This is a genomic window from Amylibacter sp. SFDW26, from assembly GCF_009184395.1.
Lineage (GTDB): Bacteria > Pseudomonadota > Alphaproteobacteria > Rhodobacterales > Rhodobacteraceae > Amylibacter.
Window position 1 is genome coordinate 287,953 of sequence record NZ_WEIC01000001.1, and the last position, 18,080, is coordinate 306,032.

Consider the following 18,080-nt stretch of genomic DNA (forward strand, 5'->3'; position numbering starts at 1 on the left):
CCCCTTAGCATTTGGACTGTTTGAAGATAGCGGTAAACATATCTGCGATTGTTTCTGCTTGTGTTGGGCTATCTATACGCGATTGTGCTTCTGTGACCAAATCTTTGGGTACAGCACCTTTGCCATGGTGATCGATCAGACCTTGAACAATATCGCTGCCAAATTCTGGGTGTGGTTGAGTGGTCATAACGGTATCGCCATAAGCAAGAAATGCATATTTGCAAAAGTCGCTAGAGCCAATAACACGAGCATCTTTTGGTAATTCAACAACTTGGTCTTGGTGCCATGCGTTCAATTGCATCGGAGTATCTTGACCATCCATCAGATAGTCTGTGTGACCAATAGACCAGCCACCGTCGAATTTCTCAACTTTGCCACCTAAAGCTTGAGCAATGATTTGATGGCCAAAACATACGCCAACTAATGGGATGTTTGCTGCGTATATCGCGCGGATAAACTCTTCTAATGGTGGAATCCAAGGGTGGTCTTCATAGACGCCATGTCTTGAACCTGTGATGAGCCATCCGTCTGCATCTTTTATAGATGTGGGAAAAACAGCATTAACGATACTGTAACGGTCAAATTCAAAGCCGCGATTGGCCAAGAAACGTTCAAACATATCTGGATATTCGCCATGTTTGGCTGAGACTTGCTCTGGCGTAATGCCTGTTTGCAAAATACCGATTCTCATTCATCACCTGTTTCATCTTGTCTCATGGCTAGCAGAGGGCTTGTGGGGTGCGCAAGAATAATTTGATCAAATTATTTGCGGATACCTCTTGCGAACCCTGATTTCCCTCGTTAGCCATACCATATTGATTGATGGAGTTTGCAATGCCGAGCGATAAACCAGTTCTTAAAGCCAAAGATAATCCGTCCTTATCATCGTTTGATTGGGAAGATCCTTTGATGCTGGAAACCCAATTGAGCGAAGAAGAACGGATGATCCGCGACTCTGCACGGGCATATGCACAAGACAAGCTACAGCCACGTGTGATTGAAGCTTATGCGAATGAACAGACAGACCCTGTGATTTTTCGCGAAATGGGTGAAATGGGACTATTGGGGGCAACAGTTCCAGAGCAATATGGTGGTTTGGGCGCCAATTATGTGACATACGGTTTGGTTGCGCGTGAGATTGAGCGTGTCGATAGCGGATATCGTTCAATGATGTCTGTGCAATCTTCGTTAGTGATGTACCCCATCTATGCTTACGGTAGTGAAGAACAGCGGGTGAAGTATTTGCCAAAACTGTCTTCCGGGGAATTTATTGGTTGTTTTGGTCTAACAGAACCTGATGCAGGTTCTGATCCAGCAGGTATGAAGACACGCGCTGAGAAAACGGCGAATGGGTATAAGATCAGTGGCTCAAAGATGTGGATTTCAAACGCGCCAATTGCTGATGTGTTTGTGGTTTGGGCAAAATCTGATGCGCATGATGGCAAGATCAAAGGCTTTGTTCTGGAAAAAGGCATGGAAGGCCTGTCTGCCCCCAAGATTGATGGCAAACTGTCTTTACGCGCTTCGATCACAGGCGAGATTGTGATGGATGGTGTTGAGGTCGGCGAAGATGCATTGTTGCCAAATGTAGAAGGTTTGAAAGGCCCGTTTGGGTGTTTGAACCGCGCACGTTATGGTATTTCTTGGGGTGTTATGGGGGCAGCGGAATTCTGTTGGCACGCATCACGTCAATATGGGTTGGATCGCCATCAGTTTGGGCGCCCATTGGCACAAACACAGCTTTATCAGAAGAAATTGGCGGATATGCAAACGGATATTACCCTTGGGTTACAAGGTGCTTTGCAAGTTGGTCGTTTGATGGACGAAGCGAAAGCAGCACCAGAAATGATTAGTATGATGAAACGCAATAACTGCGGTAAAGCATTGGATATAGCGCGGATGTCACGTGATATGCATGGCGGTAATGGGATCAGTCAGGAATTTCAGGTGATGCGCCATATGGTGAACCTAGAAACTGTGAACACCTACGAAGGAGCGCATGATGTACATGCGCTGATCCTTGGGCGTGCACAAACGGGTTTGCAGGCTTTTTTCTAAGGGTTGAGAACAGATAGGTAATCCGCGCTTGGGATGTCTATCAGCGCTTTGATACCTAAGATATCGCGATCAGACGCCGTTAGCTCTGCAATTGCTGTTGCAACGGCTTGTCTGATATCATTTCGGTCAAAATGTAAGGCACAGATATAGGGTAGGCCTGGTGTAGCTGGTGTTGTGTCGATGATCCTTAAGGAACTTTCGTATCTATCATAGCGTTGAATGTCGCGCCATGTGACAGCATCTATGGCGGCTATGTCAGCGTCCCCCTTGGCGACCATTTGCGCGGAGGCGCGGTGAGCACCAGATAGGGTGATATTCTCAAACTTAAAACCCAGTTCTTTGGCCATGTTTTGTGGGGCGGCAAAGCCCGATTGGGATATTATAGCATTCACAGCCAGTGTGGATGTTCTATAGTCGCTTATCTTTTCGCGGTCATCCTGAACATTCACAATCAGAACACTTTTATAATATCCCGCAGGGCAACCTGTAATGTCAAAATCAGGCGTGCCGACCAATTGAACCTTGTCCTTAAGCACAAGGCGATAGGGCATGCCGCAGGTTTGACTGAAAACCATGTCTTGTTGTTGCCAATGTGCAATCGTTTCAACATCACTTAGGGTTTGTGGGGCCTCTATTCCGATTTCTAAAAGCTGTATACGTATCGCGGACCAATATCGTTCATATGCTGCGTGGGTTTCTGGACGCATATACATAGGTAAACTAGCGATCATTGCGGTTTTCTATACTCCACAGTGGATGAGGCACAGTCTCTTTGGCTTGGAACATGTATTTGGAGAAAATTGTTTTGTAGTTTGGGTAAGAATAATTATGTTTTTTATTTATGAACTTACTGCGGTTCTCGTTGAAAAAGAGAGGCAAATTATACCAGGGAATCTGTGGTTGTGCATGGTGTGCTGCGTGATAATTGTTGTTTAAGAATAAGAATGACAAAAGCCCTCTATCTTCGATTATGACACTGCGGTCGTTCATGTTTTCATGGGCGCGATGCTCTAAATAGGTGCGGATTTTTAAGATGGACAAACCGCAGTAACACGCGAGTATATATGTGCCCATTCCGATGGTTGTATATGTTAACAGACCCCATAAAACACAAGCGACAGATATGGCATGGATCAACCATGCTTTCAGAATGGATGTATCGCCCTTTAGTATGGCTTTAAAATCTTGATGCATAAATGCAATTTGGCCAATGCATGGGCCTATGAGGATCCGACCGATCAAGGTGTTGTTAAACGTCAAAACTTTTTGCACCCAACGGGGTTGGGTCGCCCATATTGTTTTGCACAAATAATAGCTTTCGGGATCATCATATGGATCCGTAAGATACTCATTCACATGGTGGGCTAAATGTGTGTCGCGAAATCTTATATAGGGTATAAAAAAGCCAATGGCTGGGAAAACCAACGATTGGCCTAGGAGCTTTGATTTTGGTTCTATGATGTGTAGGGTTTCATGCTGCAGCGATGAATGGAGTGTTATGATGGGAGCCAAGCACAGAATTGTAAGTATAGAGCCTAATGTCGATGCATAATACGTGAAGCAGCCCCATAAGAGGTATGTGATGCACAATAAGATAAGCGTAGGCCATTCATAGGCGCGCGACGGAATGAACCGCGACATATAAAACTCCGAAATCTTGGAAAAGTGATACTCACTTCGCGAAAATGGTACTCGATTTCATCAAAATCTCAAAATAAAAACTGAATGGGTTATTATGACTTCATAACACGTTGTCTGGCCAATGCGCTGTCGCGGTCATTCACACCCAACAAGTTCGCAACCAAGCGCATAAAGCTGTTTTCTTCGTCATCGCGTTCTCCATCAGATAAAACAACAGACCAAAGCGCTTCCACAATGCCAGAACGCTCTTCGTAAGCAACGGCCTCTTTGATTACGCGCGTGAAACGTACGTCATCGGGAGCAATAATCTCTAACTCTTCGGCTTCTTTTCGTAAGTCTTTGGCGGCATCTTCGCTTAATGTGTATTGCTTGATTAAGACACGCTCGATTGTTGAAATTTCTGCGGCCGCATATGTGCCATCAGCTTTAGCCACTCGTACCATAAGAGCTGCTAAAGCTGTATGGGCATCATCGGTGCTTAGCGATGGTTTTGTGGTTGCTTGAAAGGCTTTCAGAATATCTTTTATCATAAAGCTGGTTTAGGTCTTTAGATCGCTGTCATCAAGCAGTGTTTATCGATTTTCTAAACAGGTTTTCGTGATTGAAAGTATTTTACCGTGGACTGATAACTGGTTTGTTTTTAAAAACTTGGGGTAAGTGTCTGTGCAATTCTGTCGCCACATAGGATAGCGTTTGTCGCCCTGTTTTAGATACATATTTTTGCCTGAGACGTACCGCCCCATAAAGTTTTGTTTTATCGTAAAAGGGGATGCTGACATATGAATCATTATAATCCCATGCCATATTGCCATCTTCACGTGCTTTGACAATCCGCATTGCTAGACCACCAGAAATGATATCGTTTTTTTCATCGTCTTCCATGGTTTTCATTGCAATTGTGGACAAGCGTGTAATTTGCTCTCGTTCCATAATGCTAAATATTGCTGTAGATATATCGGAGTTCACTAATGATAGAGGTTGGGTGATGTCATATTTACTGTCAGTACTTTCTACCAGCCGTACAATGCCGCCCCCAAATAAGAAAGCAATGTCACCGTGTAAATAATGAGCGGTGCAAAGCTCTTTGAGAATTGGGTAGATTTGATCTTGTACTGGCTGACTAAAATTTGCATCCGCAGCGAGCTGGTCAAATTGATATGTGGCGATGCAGGCACGGTCGCCCAATTGAGTGCGTACCCAACCTTGTTCTACCAGTAAATGGATGCTGCGATGCACTGCACTGCGTCCTAATTGTGTCATTTCACAAATTTTAGCAGGTTTTATCGGGCCGTTTTTAAGAATCACCTCTAAAACAGTAAATGCGCGTGCAGCTGCGCCAATTTGTGCTGCTTCTTTTTTCATCACCATTTGCGCCTCTAGGTGGTTTATGTTAAAAATTAACACCTTTAAGTTGCATTTTGGCAACCTAATCATATCGTGAATTTGGTTATTGTTTCTTGTTATATCGTTTTTTCAATATATGCAAAAATAAATTTTACTTCCGCTCAAAATGTGGCATTCCTGTGTTCAATTGTGTCAGCAATGTGCGTTTTGCAGTTATTTTGGACAACGTACTGGGGGCCGACATTTTATAATTTGCGGATAAATACCGTTTTCTAGTGAGCCTTTTTAGGGTGTGGAGTGAGTGTAAGATGACTGTTTATGGTGGTGGAAGTTCAAATTCGAATGTTTTGAATTGGGAAGATAAAGCGGACAATACGGATTTAGAGGGGGGCGCTACATATGACATGGGCCTTATTTCTGCGTTTGTATCGTTCCAAGATCAGTCTGGTGGAGCTGCAACTGCCACAGTAAGCGACGAAGATATATTCCGCGGCCCAGAAAATTTTGATGGCGACAGTTCACTGCGTTTGTTTGGCCCAGGTGGGGATGGTTCTGCGGCGGATGATACAATCAAAGCCACAATCGATTTCTCTGCTAATTCTGGTTCGAACCTAAGTGACAATGTTTCTGACGTTGCTTTCCGCATCAACGATTTAGATATTGGTACAAATAGCGATCAACACATTGATATCGTTACGATCACAGCCTTTGACGCTTCGGGTAATGAGGTTGCGGTGACACTCACACCAACATCTTCAATGTCCCAAAACGGCAATACTGTAATAGGTAATGATGAACACTTTCTTCCGACTGATTCAGAAGCCTCTTTACTTGTAAACATCGATGGACCTGTTTCTAAGATCGTTATCGAATATGCAAATGGCGATGTAACGGATCAACAGGTGAATGTTTCTAATATCACTTATGACACACTTCCAGCAGATACGAGCAATGACATTGTAGATGGCACGGATGGTGACGATACAATGCTAGTTGGCTTTGTCGATGCAGACAATGACACAATTGACGGTGCTGATGGTGATGATGACATTATCGCAGGTTACGATGGTGACGACAGCATCCAAGGTGGTGAAGGCAATGACGTTATTTATGGCGGCAATGTTCCAGGTCAACCGACTGTATCCGCACGCGAGTCTTTCAACTGGAGCGATGTGCCTGATCCTGATGATGGCGGTCAAATCGATAAGTCTGATGACTTTGAACCGACATTCACACAAAATACGGGGTCTGTGGATGTTACATATACACAGTTGAATAACCTGAACATTGAAACAGATTTTGAAGACGATGATCAGAATATCACAGGCATTGATGGTGGTTCTGAGACTGTAGACAACAATAGTGCATTAGAATCTCAAACCGAGAACGATGGTGAGACAGCAACGTATCAATTGGAATTCTCTGAAGAAGTGGCAAACATCGATTTCCGTGTGAATGACGTGGACAACGATTCTGTTTTACAAATCCTAGCCTTTGATGCGAATGGGAACCCTGTAGAGGTATCTATCAGTGGTGCGGGCTCTGATGTAACACTGTCAGACGAAGACGGTGTTGCTGGCAATGACACAATCACTTCTGACGGCGGTAATTCTTCGAACGCAGGCGCAGATCACTCTGCTTTGGTTGAGATTGCAGGTCCTGTTGCCAAAATCCAGATCATACACACGAATGACGGTGGCGACAGCTCGCATGCAACAGTGACAGATGTATTCTTTGACACAATCGTTGCAGGTGGCACAGGTGGCAATGACACCATTGATGGTGGCGCAGGTGACGATGATATCTTTGGCCAAGACGGTGACGATGTATTGTCAGGCGGCACAGGCACTAACGAATTGTTTGGTGGTGCTGGCGATGATGTATTCATCGGCGGTGATGGCGCTGACAGTTTCCAAGGTGGCGCGGACCAAGACAATTTAGATTACTCAAATTCTGATGCGGCTGTGAACGTGAACCTTACAACAGGCGACTTGTCTGGTGGTGATGCGGATAACGATACGATCGTTGGTGGCATCGATGGTGTCATCGGTTCTGACTTTGACGACACATTGGTTGGTTTCGATCAACAAGGTACATCAGTTCCAGATGTATTCACTAACGAGCTATTTGGTGGCGCAGGTGATGATGTTATCGAAGGCAAAGGCGGCGACGACCTTCTTGAAGGTGGTGATGACAATGATACGATCACAGGTGGTGACGGCGCAGACATCATCAACGCTGGCGCAGATCGCGACTTGATCATTGGCGGTACCGATGGTGATGTTATTGACGGCGGCTCTGATGGTGATGACTTTGATACGCTCGATCTAACTGGCCAAGGGCCATTCCGTGTTATCAATCAGGTGGTTGATGGTAATGGCAATGGTACGAATGGTACTATTGAATTCTTGGATGCTGGTGGTGTTCCAACTGGTGCAAGTTTTACATTCACAGAAATTGAAGAAATTCTAGGCGACCGCGTTGCAGGGCCTGTTGATGGCACAGCAGGTGATGATGTGATCACACCAACAAGCGGTGCTGGTGGCGGTGTGTTTGTTGATGCACAAGGCGACAGTGTTGACGGTATTGATGGTGACGATGACATCATCAACGGCTTTGCTGGCGATGACACAATTGACGGCGGTGTTGGTGCAGATGAAATCTTTGCAGGTGCTGATGCAGACACAATCCTACTAGGCGACGGCGAGTTTGATGGTGACGTTATCGAAGGCGGCGAAGGCGGTGATGATAACGATACATTGGACACAACAGATGTTGTTGAAGGTGTGAATGTCACATTTGACGGTAACGAAAGCGGTGAGGTTGAAGGCGATACATCTGGTGATGAAGCGACCTTCTCTGAAATCGAAACTATTGAAACAGGTGCTGGTGATGACGTTGTTGACGGTTCTGTCACAACAGGTGGTATCGATGTTTCAACAGGCGCTGGTAATGACACTATTATTGGTGGCACTGGCGATGACACAGTCGATGGTGGCGATGACGATGATACAATCACAACTGGCGACGGTAGTGATAGTGTAGAAGGCGGTGACGGTAACGATACAATCGATACACGCGGACCAAATTCTGGTGGCCTTACACCTGCTGTAGATTTAGGTGAACCTTTCACAGCAAACGATGCAGACCCATTCAATGACCGCGATGTTGTTGATGGTGGTGATGGTGATGACACGATCCTAACTGGCGATGATGCTGATACAATCACTGGTGGTGACGGTAATGACTTTATCGACGGCGGTATTGATGCGGATAGCATTGATGGTGGTGACGGTGATGACACAATTATCGGTGGTGAAGGCAGCGATATCATTGATGGCGGCGAAGGCGACGATACGATCTTTGCAGCGCTTGACCCAAGCTTCCCTGATGCATTGAACATTCCTGATGATATCGACCCGATTTTGAACAATGGTGACGACACAGTCTTTGGTGGTGCGGGTAACGATACTGTTTACGGTGACGACGACAACGACATTATCTTTGGTGGTGCTGACAATGATGTATTGTTCGGCGGTATTGATGATGATGAATTGTTTGGTGGAACTGGTAATGACATCCTAGATGGCGGTGATTTCAGTGATACTCTTGATGGTGGCGATGGCAACGACACTCTTGATGGTGGCCGTGATGACGACGACATCATTGTTGGTGCTGGTGACATTGCTTTCGGTGGTCATGGTGATGACGTCTTTACTATTGATGCTTCTGCCAATGATGCCAGTGGTACAGGTCCAACTGGTGTAACTATTGTTGGTGGTGAAACTGGTGAAGCGAACCAGCCTGATAATGCTGACACGGATAATGATAACTTCCCTGGTGCGCCAAATGCATTCGGTGATGTTCTTGATCTGTCAGGATTGGTTGCAAGTGGCCAACTTTCACCAGGTGATATTAACTTTACAGATCCATCTCGTGAAAATGGTAACTTCCAATATACGAATGATGATGGCGATCTGGTTACTGTTAACTTCTCTGAGATTGAGAACGTAATCGTATGTTTCACACGTGGTACGATGATTGTGACAGACCAAGGTGAGAAGAAGATCGAAGATCTGAAAGTTGGCGATATGGTTTTGACCAAGGATAATGGCCTGCAAGAAATGAAATGGATTGGGTCGCGCACAGTACCTGCACAGGGTAACTTTGCACCGATAATGATCAAAGCGGGTGCTTTGGCAAATGATCGTGACTTGATGGTTTCACCACAGCACAGAATGGTTGTGGAAGGCTGGCAGTCAGAGCTATTGTTTGGTGAACGCGAAGTTCTTGCAGCCGCTAAGCATCTGGTAAACAATGATACTATCTATGTGAATGAAGGTGGCGAAGTGGAATATTTCCACATGCTGTTTGATCACCACGAGATCGTATTTGCCAACGGTGCAGCATCAGAAAGCTTCCACCCTGGTGAAGTTGGTATCAATGCTCTGACGGATGAAGCGCGTGATGAAATCTTTACCTTGTTCCCAGAATTGCGCGATGATGCCACATCTTATGGCCCAGCAGCCCGCACAAGTCTGAAAGGTCACGAGGCAAAAGTATTGTCAAAAAACCCTGACTTTCTAAGTTAAGAGAATTCAGTTCCAAGACTGATAGAAAAGGCCGGATTGTGTAAAATCAATTTGGCCTTTTTATCTGAAATAAGGCTGTATGATCGACGTATGACTTACGTATGATCCGCGTATGACATTTATGTGTACTTGCAGAACCGAACGGGTTGGTGCACAGACATCCTATGTCCAAAGTTATCCTGTTTAATAAACCTATGAATGTGTTGTCCCAGTTCACCGATAAGGGAACCGAAGGATCAACACGTCAAACTTTATCTGATTATATCGATGTGCCGAATGTTTATGCGGCTGGTCGGCTGGACAAGGATAGTGAAGGTTTGTTGATTTTGACAGACAATGGAAAACTGCAAAATCGTATTGCTGATCCGAAGTTTAAAACATCCAAGACCTATTGGGTACAAGTAGAGGGCGAACCGTCAGAGGATGATCTGCAAAAACTACGGGATGGTGTGCGTTTAAAAGACGGTATGACACGTCCAGCAGAGGTTGAAGTTATGGATGAGCCAGTGGAACTGTGGGATCGCAATCCGCCTGTACGGTTCCGCAAGTCGGTGCCAGACAGTTGGGTGTCTATTACGATCTCGGAAGGCCGTAATCGTCAAGTGCGCCGTATGACTGCGGCCATTGGCTATCCAACATTACGTCTGATCCGATACCGTGTTGGCAGTTGGACGATTGATGGAATTACCAATGGCGAATGGCGGTCTGAAAGCTAAGCCTGTTTAATGTAGAGCTTTTTGTATCAGCTCTATTCGATAACCGTCTGGATCTTCTATAAAAGCGATGATTTCTCGGACACCCGTTTCTGTGGGCGCATATGTCATCTCGCCCGCAGGCCTGATAACCTTAATCCCCATAGACATAAGGTGTTTTTCCATTGCGTATATATCATCGACTTCTAGCGCAATATGGCCATACCCTGTGCCAAGGTCGTAGCTTTGATCACCCCAATTGTAAGTTAATTCGATCACGGCATCCGTTGCCGCATCACCATAGCCAATGAAAACAAGTGTGAATTCACCTTCAGGGAATGTTTCGCGGCGCATTTCATGCATGCCAAGTGCATTTGTATAAAACTCTAAAGAACGCTCTAGATTAGCGACGCGGAGCATTGTGTATAGAATGCGATTGGGAATTGGAGATGTCATTATAAAATCCTGTTATTACGGTGATTTTGCACAGGCTTACTGTGCCTTTGTGATGTTGGTTTTTAAGAAATCTTGCCAGGTTGCATTACCATCAAGGTTATATCCGGCGACGTCTTTCCAGATTTGTTTTAAATCCTCGTACCCTTGTTCTGCGTTCTCAGGGTTTTGTGAGGCGCGGTATGCATATGCAAATGCAGATGCGCGTGCATTTGCCCAGCAATGTACAAGAACCTTTTTCCCTTCAGCTTGTTTCATTGCAGCTAGAAAGCTTTCCAATTCTGATGCTTTTGGATCTGACCAATTAACTGGATTGTGGATGTATTTAATCCCTTGCTTTTCCAGAGTTTCAGCTTCTTTGGGATTATAAATACCTTCAGAAGTTGGCACGAGATTGATGACCACTTGAATGCCATCATCACCTGCGGTTTCCAAAATGGATTGAGCGGGTTGTCCCGATGTTAAAAGGTTTTCATCGAAACTATGGAAATTTCGCGCTTTTGAGATATCGGCATGAGCGAAAGATGTCATGAAAATGAGCGAAAATATAATAGATGTCAGTTTTGTCGAGTAAGTCATTTATGTCTCCTTTTGAGGAGAAACCTGACATAATGTGTGTTTTCACCCCATACACAAAGATGATTTTGATATGGACAAAATGTTCACGAAGCATAAATTAATACTGTTTTCTGCGAATATAAATATGCACATTTCAATTGTCTTTGTGCCTAAATATCAGGATATAAAATATGTCATCTTTTAATGCTACTATGGTGTTGCCGTTTGAAGCGGGTGAAAATGCTGACTTACCTGCTTTGACAGTTCAAGCACAAGCAGGCGTAGCGCCAGAATATTCAATCCAGCTGTATCGGCTGTTTTGGAATACTCAGGCTGATATACAAGTGGTATTAGAAGGTGTCGAAGTAACGTTGCCTAAAGGACAGTTGCTTACCTTATCTCCTGGTGAGGTTGTTGTATTTGATGCAGATACAAAAGTGCAATCCATCTGTTTTCATCACGATTTCTTTTGTGTGCGTGTGATGCGTGATGAGGTCTATTGCGACGGTGTGGTTTTTAACAGGTTGAAAGGTTTACCTATCGTAGAGTTCCCACAATCTGAATGGCCTTATTTAGAGGGTAAGTTTCAAGAGTTACAAGCAATCCTTAGAAATATTGGACCGTTTTCAAATGACCGAGCTGTTAGTGTTATTAGATCATTGTTATTACATGCGGCTGATTTCAAATTAAATACAATGGCCAAAGAACAAGCGTCGCATCGCCGCAGTTTTAGGCAATCTCCTGTTGTTGTGGCTTTCCAAAACCTTGTCGAGGACACATATGCCGAACATCATGACGCATCATTTTACAGTGACGCTTTGAACCTTTCTACGGCTACTTTGAACCGCAGAGTAAAAGATGAAATGGGCAAAACTATCATGCAAGCCGTCAATGAAAGGCTGGCTTTAGAAGCGCGTGTTGCATTGCGTTCTGGCAATCGAAGTGTGAAAGAGGTGGCATTCGATTTGGGATTTCAGGACCCGCTATATTTTTCGCGATTTTTTCGGAAACATTTTGGTAAATCGCCTTTGCATTATTTTACGGGTGGCCAAGAAGTGGCCAATGCATGAATTGACTGAGCGCTTAGCTATATTTCTTGAAACAGATTGATAGGAATAGGGCGTATTAATTTCGAGTGTCGAAGACAAGGCGTGTTGCAAGGCCAACGAACACCGTAGATAAGAATATCTGTGGTAGGCGCTTAAAACTTGCTTTTACAGAAAAAATACTACCAAGTTTATCAACTGTTAGAATGACAATACCATTTACCAGCAGTCCAATAATATTCAGGATTGTTGCAAGGATCATAATCTGAAGGGCAACGTTGCCTGCATCAGGTTCAATAAATTGAGGGAAGAGGGCGAGGACGAATAATGCCACTTTGGGGTTCAAGAGATTTGTAAACATGCCTTGGCGAAACATAACCCAAAAAGATATTTTGCGTGTTTTCGTAAGTTCAGATGCATCACTCTTAGATTTGAGTGTGACCCATGCAAGGTACAATAGGTATATGGCTCCAATGATGCGAATTGCGTCATAAGCTATTGGAACTGCTAAAAATAACTTGGATAAACCAAAGGCTGCTGCCAGTGCATGGCAATATAACCCGAAAGCGATTCCCATGTATGTAGCAAGGCCAGCAATGCGCCCTTGGGATGCGCTGCGAGAGGCAATTAAAAGCATATCAGGACCGGGAGTGGCTGTTAAGGCAACACATGCAAGTGCAAAGACAACAAGTGTTGATAGCTCTACCATTTACACCAGCCGCGATTGTTCCAAAGCGGCTTTTACGAACTCACGGAACAGGGGGTGAGGAGCGAAAGGTTTGGATTTTAGCTCTGGGTGGTATTGTACGCCGATGTACCAAGGATGATCTTTGCATTCGACGATTTCTGGTAACTTGCCGTCAGGGGACATACCAGAAAAGATCAGACCGCAGTCTTCGAGTTGTTTGCGGTATTTGATGTCGACCTCGTAACGGTGGCGGTGGCGTTCGGAAATGGCTGTATCGCCATAAACCTCGGCCACTTTCGAGCCATCTGTGAGTGTTGCATTATAGGCGCCCAAACGCATGGTGCCGCCTTTGTCGTCGTCTACGGCACGCGCAACTGTGCGGTTGCCTTCGACCCATTCTTTTAGGTGGTAAACTACTGGCTCAAAACGTTTTTCGCCCGCTTCATGATCAAACTCTTCGGAGCCAGCATTTTTGATTTTTGCCAGATTACGAGCCGCTTCGATAACTGCCATTTGCATGCCTAGACAGATGCCAAGGTACGGCACTTTATTTTCGCGTGCGAATTGAGCTGCTTTGATTTTACCTTCTGTACCACGTTCGCCAAAGCCGCCTGGAACAAGGATTGCATCGAACCCTGTTAGTTTATCAGCAGCATCGCCATTTTCGAATACCTCTGCATCAATCCATTCGGTTTTGACTTTAACACGGTTGAACATGCCGCCGTGCGTAAGGGCCTCTGATATAGATTTGTACGCGTCTTCGAGTTGCGTGTATTTACCAACGATTGCAACTTTTACTTCGCCATCAGGCTTGTGAATACGCTCTGATACGTCTTGCCATGTGGATAGGTCAGGTTGTGGTGCTGGGCTGATGCCAAAGGCGTCTAGAACGGCTTGGTCCATACCTGCTTCGTGATATGCCAATGGCGCATCGTAAATGGTACTAAGGTCGTATGCAGGGATCACGCTGTCTGGGCGCACGTTACAGAACAAGGCTAGTTTGGCGCGTTCTTTTTCTGGGATTTTTTTTTCAGAACGGCAGACCAAGATATCTGGTGCGATGCCGATGGAACGGAGCTCTTTTACAGAGTGCTGGGTTGGTTTTGTTTTCAATTCGCCTGATGCGCCAAGGTATGGTAGCAATGTCAGGTGCATGAAAATACACTGGCCGCGTGGCTTGTCTTGGCTAAACTGACGGATGGATTCAAAAAATGGTAAGCCTTCGATATCTCCGACTGTGCCGCCGATTTCACACAGCATGAAGTCGACCTCGTCATCACCAATTTCGATGAAATCTTTGATTTCATTTGTGACATGTGGGATCACTTGGATGGTTTTGCCTAGATAATCACCACGGCGTTCTTTTTCCAATACGGTTGTGTAGACACGGCCCGATGAAATGGAATCGGTTTGGCGTGCAGCCACACCAGTGAAGCGCTCATAGTGACCAAGATCTAGGTCGGTTTCAGCACCATCATCTGTAACGAATACTTCGCCATGTTCAAAGGGGGACATTGTACCTGGATCAACGTTCAAATACGGATCCAATTTGCGCAGGCGTACAGAATAACCACGGGCTTGCAGCAGTGCACCCAATGCAGCAGAAGCCAAGCCTTTACCCAGAGATGAAACAACGCCGCCAGTAATGAAAATATAACGTGCCATAGTGTGGCATCCCCCGTGTTTTTATTGTTTTTGTGAACGATTCCGAACAGTCGAAAACGCCTGTATCACGGGATTTAAGTCATAATAGACCTTACCGATTCTGACAAGACCAGAACCGCTATATCCTGTGGTTTTTTGAAAAACCCCAACTATTTGTAGGGGTTAGATGCGAATTATTCAGCTTTTGGTGGTAACGCAGGAGTATCTGACGCAGATGGTGGCAACAAGTTACCTTCCAATCCTTCTGGGGCTGGTGTTCCACCTTGTTCGGATGCAGGAGCATCAGATCCTAAACGCTCGATCACGCTGTCAGAGTTTGAATTTTTCGAGGCAATGATTGTCAAGGTTATGCTTGTAATAACAAAGCCAACAGCCAAAATCCAAGTCACTTTTGCCAACGGAGATGCTGGAGGGCGTCCAGATGCACCGCCGCCGCCGCCGCCGATACCTAAACCGCCACCTTCTGAACGCTGAACCAATACAATACCGATCAAGCTTAAAGCTAGGATTAAGTGAATGACAAGAACGACGTTTTCCATTGATGTGCCCGTATGTGAATAACTACCTGCGGGTGTCTAATAGATGCAGGCAGACTTGTCGATGGGTTATTTGAATCTTGTTGGGGTGGCATGGGAAATAATCATAAAGATTCAGTGAAGACACTTATTTAAGCGTAGGCTGCATTGCTGTAAAATATATAACCCATTGGATCTGCAGCACGGAATGCCAGATGATTATGACCCGTTAAACTTACACTAGTTGAATACACCTTTGGCGGCAAATTGATCCCAAGCATATTGAATGTAAAAGCTGTTAAATTGGTGGCGACCTGGGAATAGGCAGTAGTTGAATATTTTGCCTGACGCGTTTTCGTGGTTTTCACAGGTCATGCTGTATTGTTTGTTTTTTGTGGTGCTTATTTTTTTGAAATCACCAAAGCTTTTGTACATTGCGATTGTCGTGGGGACATCGCCTTGTTTTGTCTGGCGAATTTGACGACCACCCAGTGGAACTGTGCGATCCGTTTTGCCATGAATGTGAACAACATTTGTGGCTGGGGTTTTGCATCCATTTGGAATTTTCAACCAAAAGGTACCTGCCATAGGTGCAAAGGCCGCGAATTTATCAGAACGAGCACACAATAGGTTCCATGTCATCATGCCGCCAGCCGAAAACCCAGTTGCCATCATTTTCGATGTGTCGATTGCAAAGTTAGCAGAGGCATGTTCGATGACGTTGTCAAAATAACGAAACTCTCTTTCACCGTTGCTGTTATAATTACTAGGGGAATAGGGCAGGTTCCAATCATCGCCTTTGGATTTTGTAGCGATCAATGCCAATCCCATATCGGATACGATCTTACGCATTTTCTTGTTCAACATCGTGCCGCGTGCAGTACCTTTGTACCCATGAGAAAATACAACAGCCCCAACAGGTGTTTTCCCATCATGACCAGCTGGCATAGCGATGTAATAGTGGCGGTTGTTATCAATTTTACATTGTGAATTAGGACCACATGCAAGTGCTGCAGTTGCTGTTGTGCCAAATAAGCCGATTGCAATGGTTAAGGTTTTGAAAATACGCATAGGGTGATCCCTTATTAATGAATATGGTTGTATTGCTGCAAGTTTTCCGCCGTTTTCTCAAATCACAAAACTGTGGGTAACACGCATAAAATGGATTGAGCTGACTAGTGTGATCGCATTAAACTTGTAGATGCATTTATAGAAAAGAGCTGACTCTTGGCTGACTTAAGAATTTCAAACAAAAAAGCACGACAATTGTGGTTGTCCAACCAAGGTTTGGCTACAGCACCAACGGGATCACTGGATGTGATGTCTATCATTCGCGGGCTTGGATTTGTACAACTGGATACGATCCAAGTTGTCTCACGTGCCCATCATCACATCATCTGGAGCCGTAATCAAAATTACCGCGAACCTATGTTGGATAAAGTGTTGGGAAAAGAAAATGGCGTGTTTGAACATTTCACCCATGACGCTTCGGTCTTGCCAATGGAGTTTTACCCAATGTGGCAACGTCAGTTTCGACGTAAGAAAGAAAAGATAGACAATGCGGGTTGGTATAAATCGATGCTGGATGCTGATGGGCGTGCAGCGATCAAACAACGGATAATGGCCGAAGGCCCCTTATCGACCCATGCGTTTGATACGAAGATTGTGGGTGAGAAACAGCCATGGTCGCGGCCACCACATAAATTAGCCTTGGATTACATGTGGTATGCAGGGGAATTGGCGACATCGCACCGCGAGAATTTCAAGAAGTTCTATGATCTAGGCGAGCGCGTTTTTCCAAAGTACTTACGTGAAGAGACGCATTCTGATGATATGCAGCAAGATTGGTTGTGCCGACAAGCGTTAGACCGTTTGGGATTTGCCACATCAGGGGAAATTCAAAAGTTTTGGGAAGCGATGGATGCGCGTGAAGTGCGCGCATGGATCGATCAGGGTCATTTGGTTCCAGTCGAAGTGCAATCAACAAATGGAACTTGGGGGAAAGCGTTTGCCCCAGCAGACATTGAAGAGCGGCTAGATAACCTAACATCCTCAACAACGCGTTTGCGTATATTGAACCCATTTGACCCAGTTGTCAGGGATCGCAACCGATTGGAACGGTTGTTTGGGTTTGAATACCGGATTGAGATATTTGTGCCCGAGGCCAAACGTAAGTGGGGGTATTATGTATTCCCAATACTCGAAGGGGATCGTTTCGTAGGGCGTATTGAGGTTAAGGCAGATCGTAAGAACAATGTTTTAAACATTATGAACGTCTGGGCTGAACCTAAGGTGAAATGGACTGTATCAAGACAACAAAAATTAGATGCTGAATTAGACCGAATGAGGCGTTTTGTTGGCCTACAAGATTGTATTTGGAAATGTTCTAGAAGGCCTAATCAGGCGCCATGAAGCTTTTGGGGGGTACCCAAGTTTCTGGGAAAAAACTATTTCCCCATATGCACATGGATTGAACAATTGGTTTCAAAGCTGACCCCATCGGCGTAAGAACATATTCAAAGCGTTTTGGTCGCTTGTTGTAGAGTTGTTTTGTGACCAACCCATATCGTTCCATATCTGAAAGTCGACTGGCAAGAATATTTGTTGTTATTTTCTCAGGTGAATCTAAAAAATCCCCATATCTTTTTTTACCACAAAGCATGTCGCGAATAAGTATTAGTGTCCATTTATCACCTATAACTTCAAGAGAAGTAGAGATTGGACAGCCTGATCTATGTGTATTTTCCATATTAACCTCACTAGTGACTTGCAATTTACAAGTCGCTATGTATTTATACTATCATTCGTTAGTTTCTTAGCAAAAGGAG

Annotated in this window: 17 protein-coding genes; 5 read left to right on the forward strand and 12 right to left on the reverse strand. The window is 44.8% G+C overall.

The window, feature by feature from the left end:
- Positions 1 to 4 precede the first annotated feature (4 nt).
- On the reverse strand, positions 5 to 691 hold the full coding sequence (locus tag F9L33_RS01515) for a type 1 glutamine amidotransferase (protein ID WP_152140971.1): 687 nt from the start codon (positions 689 to 691) through the stop codon (positions 5 to 7).
- A 143-nt stretch (positions 692 to 834) separates the two neighbouring features.
- Here F9L33_RS01515 and F9L33_RS01520 point away from each other — a divergent pair, with 143 nt between their 5' ends.
- On the forward strand, positions 835 to 2,058 hold the full coding sequence (locus tag F9L33_RS01520; protein WP_152140972.1) for an acyl-CoA dehydrogenase: 1,224 nt from the start codon (positions 835 to 837) through the stop codon (positions 2,056 to 2,058).
- Here F9L33_RS01520 and F9L33_RS01525 read toward each other — a convergent pair.
- The 4 genes from F9L33_RS01525 to F9L33_RS01540 form a co-directional block, all read right to left on the reverse strand.
- Positions 2,055 to 2,789 (reverse strand): phosphate/phosphite/phosphonate ABC transporter substrate-binding protein, encoded by a 735-nt coding sequence (locus F9L33_RS01525; protein WP_152140973.1) that lies wholly within the window; start codon positions 2,787 to 2,789, stop codon positions 2,055 to 2,057. The two genes, F9L33_RS01520 and F9L33_RS01525, sit on opposite strands and share 4 nt — an antisense overlap.
- Positions 2,779 to 3,699 (reverse strand): fatty acid desaturase, encoded by a 921-nt coding sequence (locus F9L33_RS16030; RefSeq protein ID WP_152140974.1) that lies wholly within the window; start codon positions 3,697 to 3,699, stop codon positions 2,779 to 2,781. Before F9L33_RS16030 ends, F9L33_RS01525 begins: the two co-directional genes overlap by 11 nt.
- 92 nt (positions 3,700 to 3,791) lie before the next feature.
- Positions 3,792 to 4,229 (reverse strand): TerB family tellurite resistance protein, encoded by a 438-nt coding sequence (locus tag F9L33_RS01535; protein WP_152140975.1) that lies wholly within the window; start codon positions 4,227 to 4,229, stop codon positions 3,792 to 3,794.
- A gap of 82 nt (positions 4,230 to 4,311) precedes the next feature.
- Positions 4,312 to 5,061, reverse strand: coding sequence for a MarR family transcriptional regulator (locus F9L33_RS01540; RefSeq protein ID WP_193221932.1), 750 nt, complete (start codon positions 5,059 to 5,061; stop codon positions 4,312 to 4,314).
- Between the two features lie 290 nt (positions 5,062 to 5,351).
- Between F9L33_RS01540 and F9L33_RS01545 the strand changes: the two genes are divergently transcribed.
- Together F9L33_RS01545 and F9L33_RS01550 are read left to right on the forward strand one after the other, a co-directional pair.
- A complete protein-coding gene (locus F9L33_RS01545) occupies positions 5,352 to 9,635 on the forward strand; it encodes a Hint domain-containing protein (RefSeq protein WP_152140977.1) in 4,284 nt (1,427 codons plus the stop codon).
- A 164-nt stretch (positions 9,636 to 9,799) separates the two neighbouring features.
- Positions 9,800 to 10,351: a pseudouridine synthase gene (locus F9L33_RS01550; protein ID WP_152140978.1), complete on the forward strand. Its 552-nt coding sequence runs from the start codon at positions 9,800 to 9,802 to the stop codon at positions 10,349 to 10,351.
- Between the two features lie 6 nt (positions 10,352 to 10,357).
- Here F9L33_RS01550 and gloA read toward each other — a convergent pair whose 3' ends face one another.
- Both gloA and F9L33_RS01560 read right to left on the reverse strand, forming a co-directional pair.
- Positions 10,358 to 10,783 (reverse strand): lactoylglutathione lyase, encoded by a 426-nt coding sequence (gloA, locus tag F9L33_RS01555; protein ID WP_152140979.1) that lies wholly within the window; start codon positions 10,781 to 10,783, stop codon positions 10,358 to 10,360.
- A gap of 36 nt (positions 10,784 to 10,819) precedes the next feature.
- Positions 10,820 to 11,359, reverse strand: coding sequence for a protein tyrosine phosphatase family protein (locus F9L33_RS01560; protein WP_152140980.1), 540 nt, complete (start codon positions 11,357 to 11,359; stop codon positions 10,820 to 10,822).
- A gap of 170 nt (positions 11,360 to 11,529) precedes the next feature.
- Between F9L33_RS01560 and F9L33_RS01565 the strand changes: the two genes are divergently transcribed.
- Entirely contained in the window at positions 11,530 to 12,408 is an 879-nt protein-coding gene (locus tag F9L33_RS01565; RefSeq protein ID WP_152140981.1) for an AraC family transcriptional regulator, read from the forward strand.
- A 55-nt stretch (positions 12,409 to 12,463) separates the two neighbouring features.
- On the opposite strand, the gene F9L33_RS01570 is transcribed toward F9L33_RS01565, so the two are convergent.
- From F9L33_RS01570 to F9L33_RS01585, 4 genes are all read right to left on the reverse strand, one after another.
- Entirely contained in the window at positions 12,464 to 13,093 is a 630-nt protein-coding gene (locus F9L33_RS01570) for a LysE family translocator (RefSeq protein WP_152140982.1), read from the reverse strand.
- A complete protein-coding gene (locus tag F9L33_RS01575) occupies positions 13,094 to 14,737 on the reverse strand; it encodes a CTP synthase (RefSeq protein ID WP_152140983.1) in 1,644 nt (547 codons plus the stop codon).
- 173 nt (positions 14,738 to 14,910) lie between these two features.
- The gene (gene secG / locus F9L33_RS01580) at positions 14,911 to 15,276 is read right to left on the reverse strand and encodes a preprotein translocase subunit SecG (RefSeq protein WP_152140984.1); all 366 of its coding nucleotides are present in this window, start codon (positions 15,274 to 15,276) and stop codon (positions 14,911 to 14,913) included.
- A 216-nt stretch (positions 15,277 to 15,492) separates the two neighbouring features.
- Entirely contained in the window at positions 15,493 to 16,323 is an 831-nt protein-coding gene (locus F9L33_RS01585) for a PHB depolymerase family esterase (protein WP_152140985.1), read from the reverse strand.
- A gap of 156 nt (positions 16,324 to 16,479) precedes the next feature.
- On the opposite strand from F9L33_RS01585, the gene F9L33_RS01590 reads away from it, so the two are divergent.
- Positions 16,480 to 17,664 carry a winged helix-turn-helix domain-containing protein gene (locus tag F9L33_RS01590; protein ID WP_152140986.1) on the forward strand — a complete coding sequence of 395 codons (1,185 nt, stop codon included), beginning with the start codon at positions 16,480 to 16,482 and terminating at the stop codon, positions 17,662 to 17,664.
- Here the strand turns inward: F9L33_RS01590 and F9L33_RS01595 are convergent.
- Positions 17,648 to 18,001: a helix-turn-helix domain-containing protein gene (locus tag F9L33_RS01595; protein ID WP_152140987.1), complete on the reverse strand. Its 354-nt coding sequence runs from the start codon at positions 17,999 to 18,001 to the stop codon at positions 17,648 to 17,650. The two genes, F9L33_RS01590 and F9L33_RS01595, sit on opposite strands and share 17 nt — an antisense overlap.
- Positions 18,002 to 18,080 lie beyond the last annotated feature (79 nt).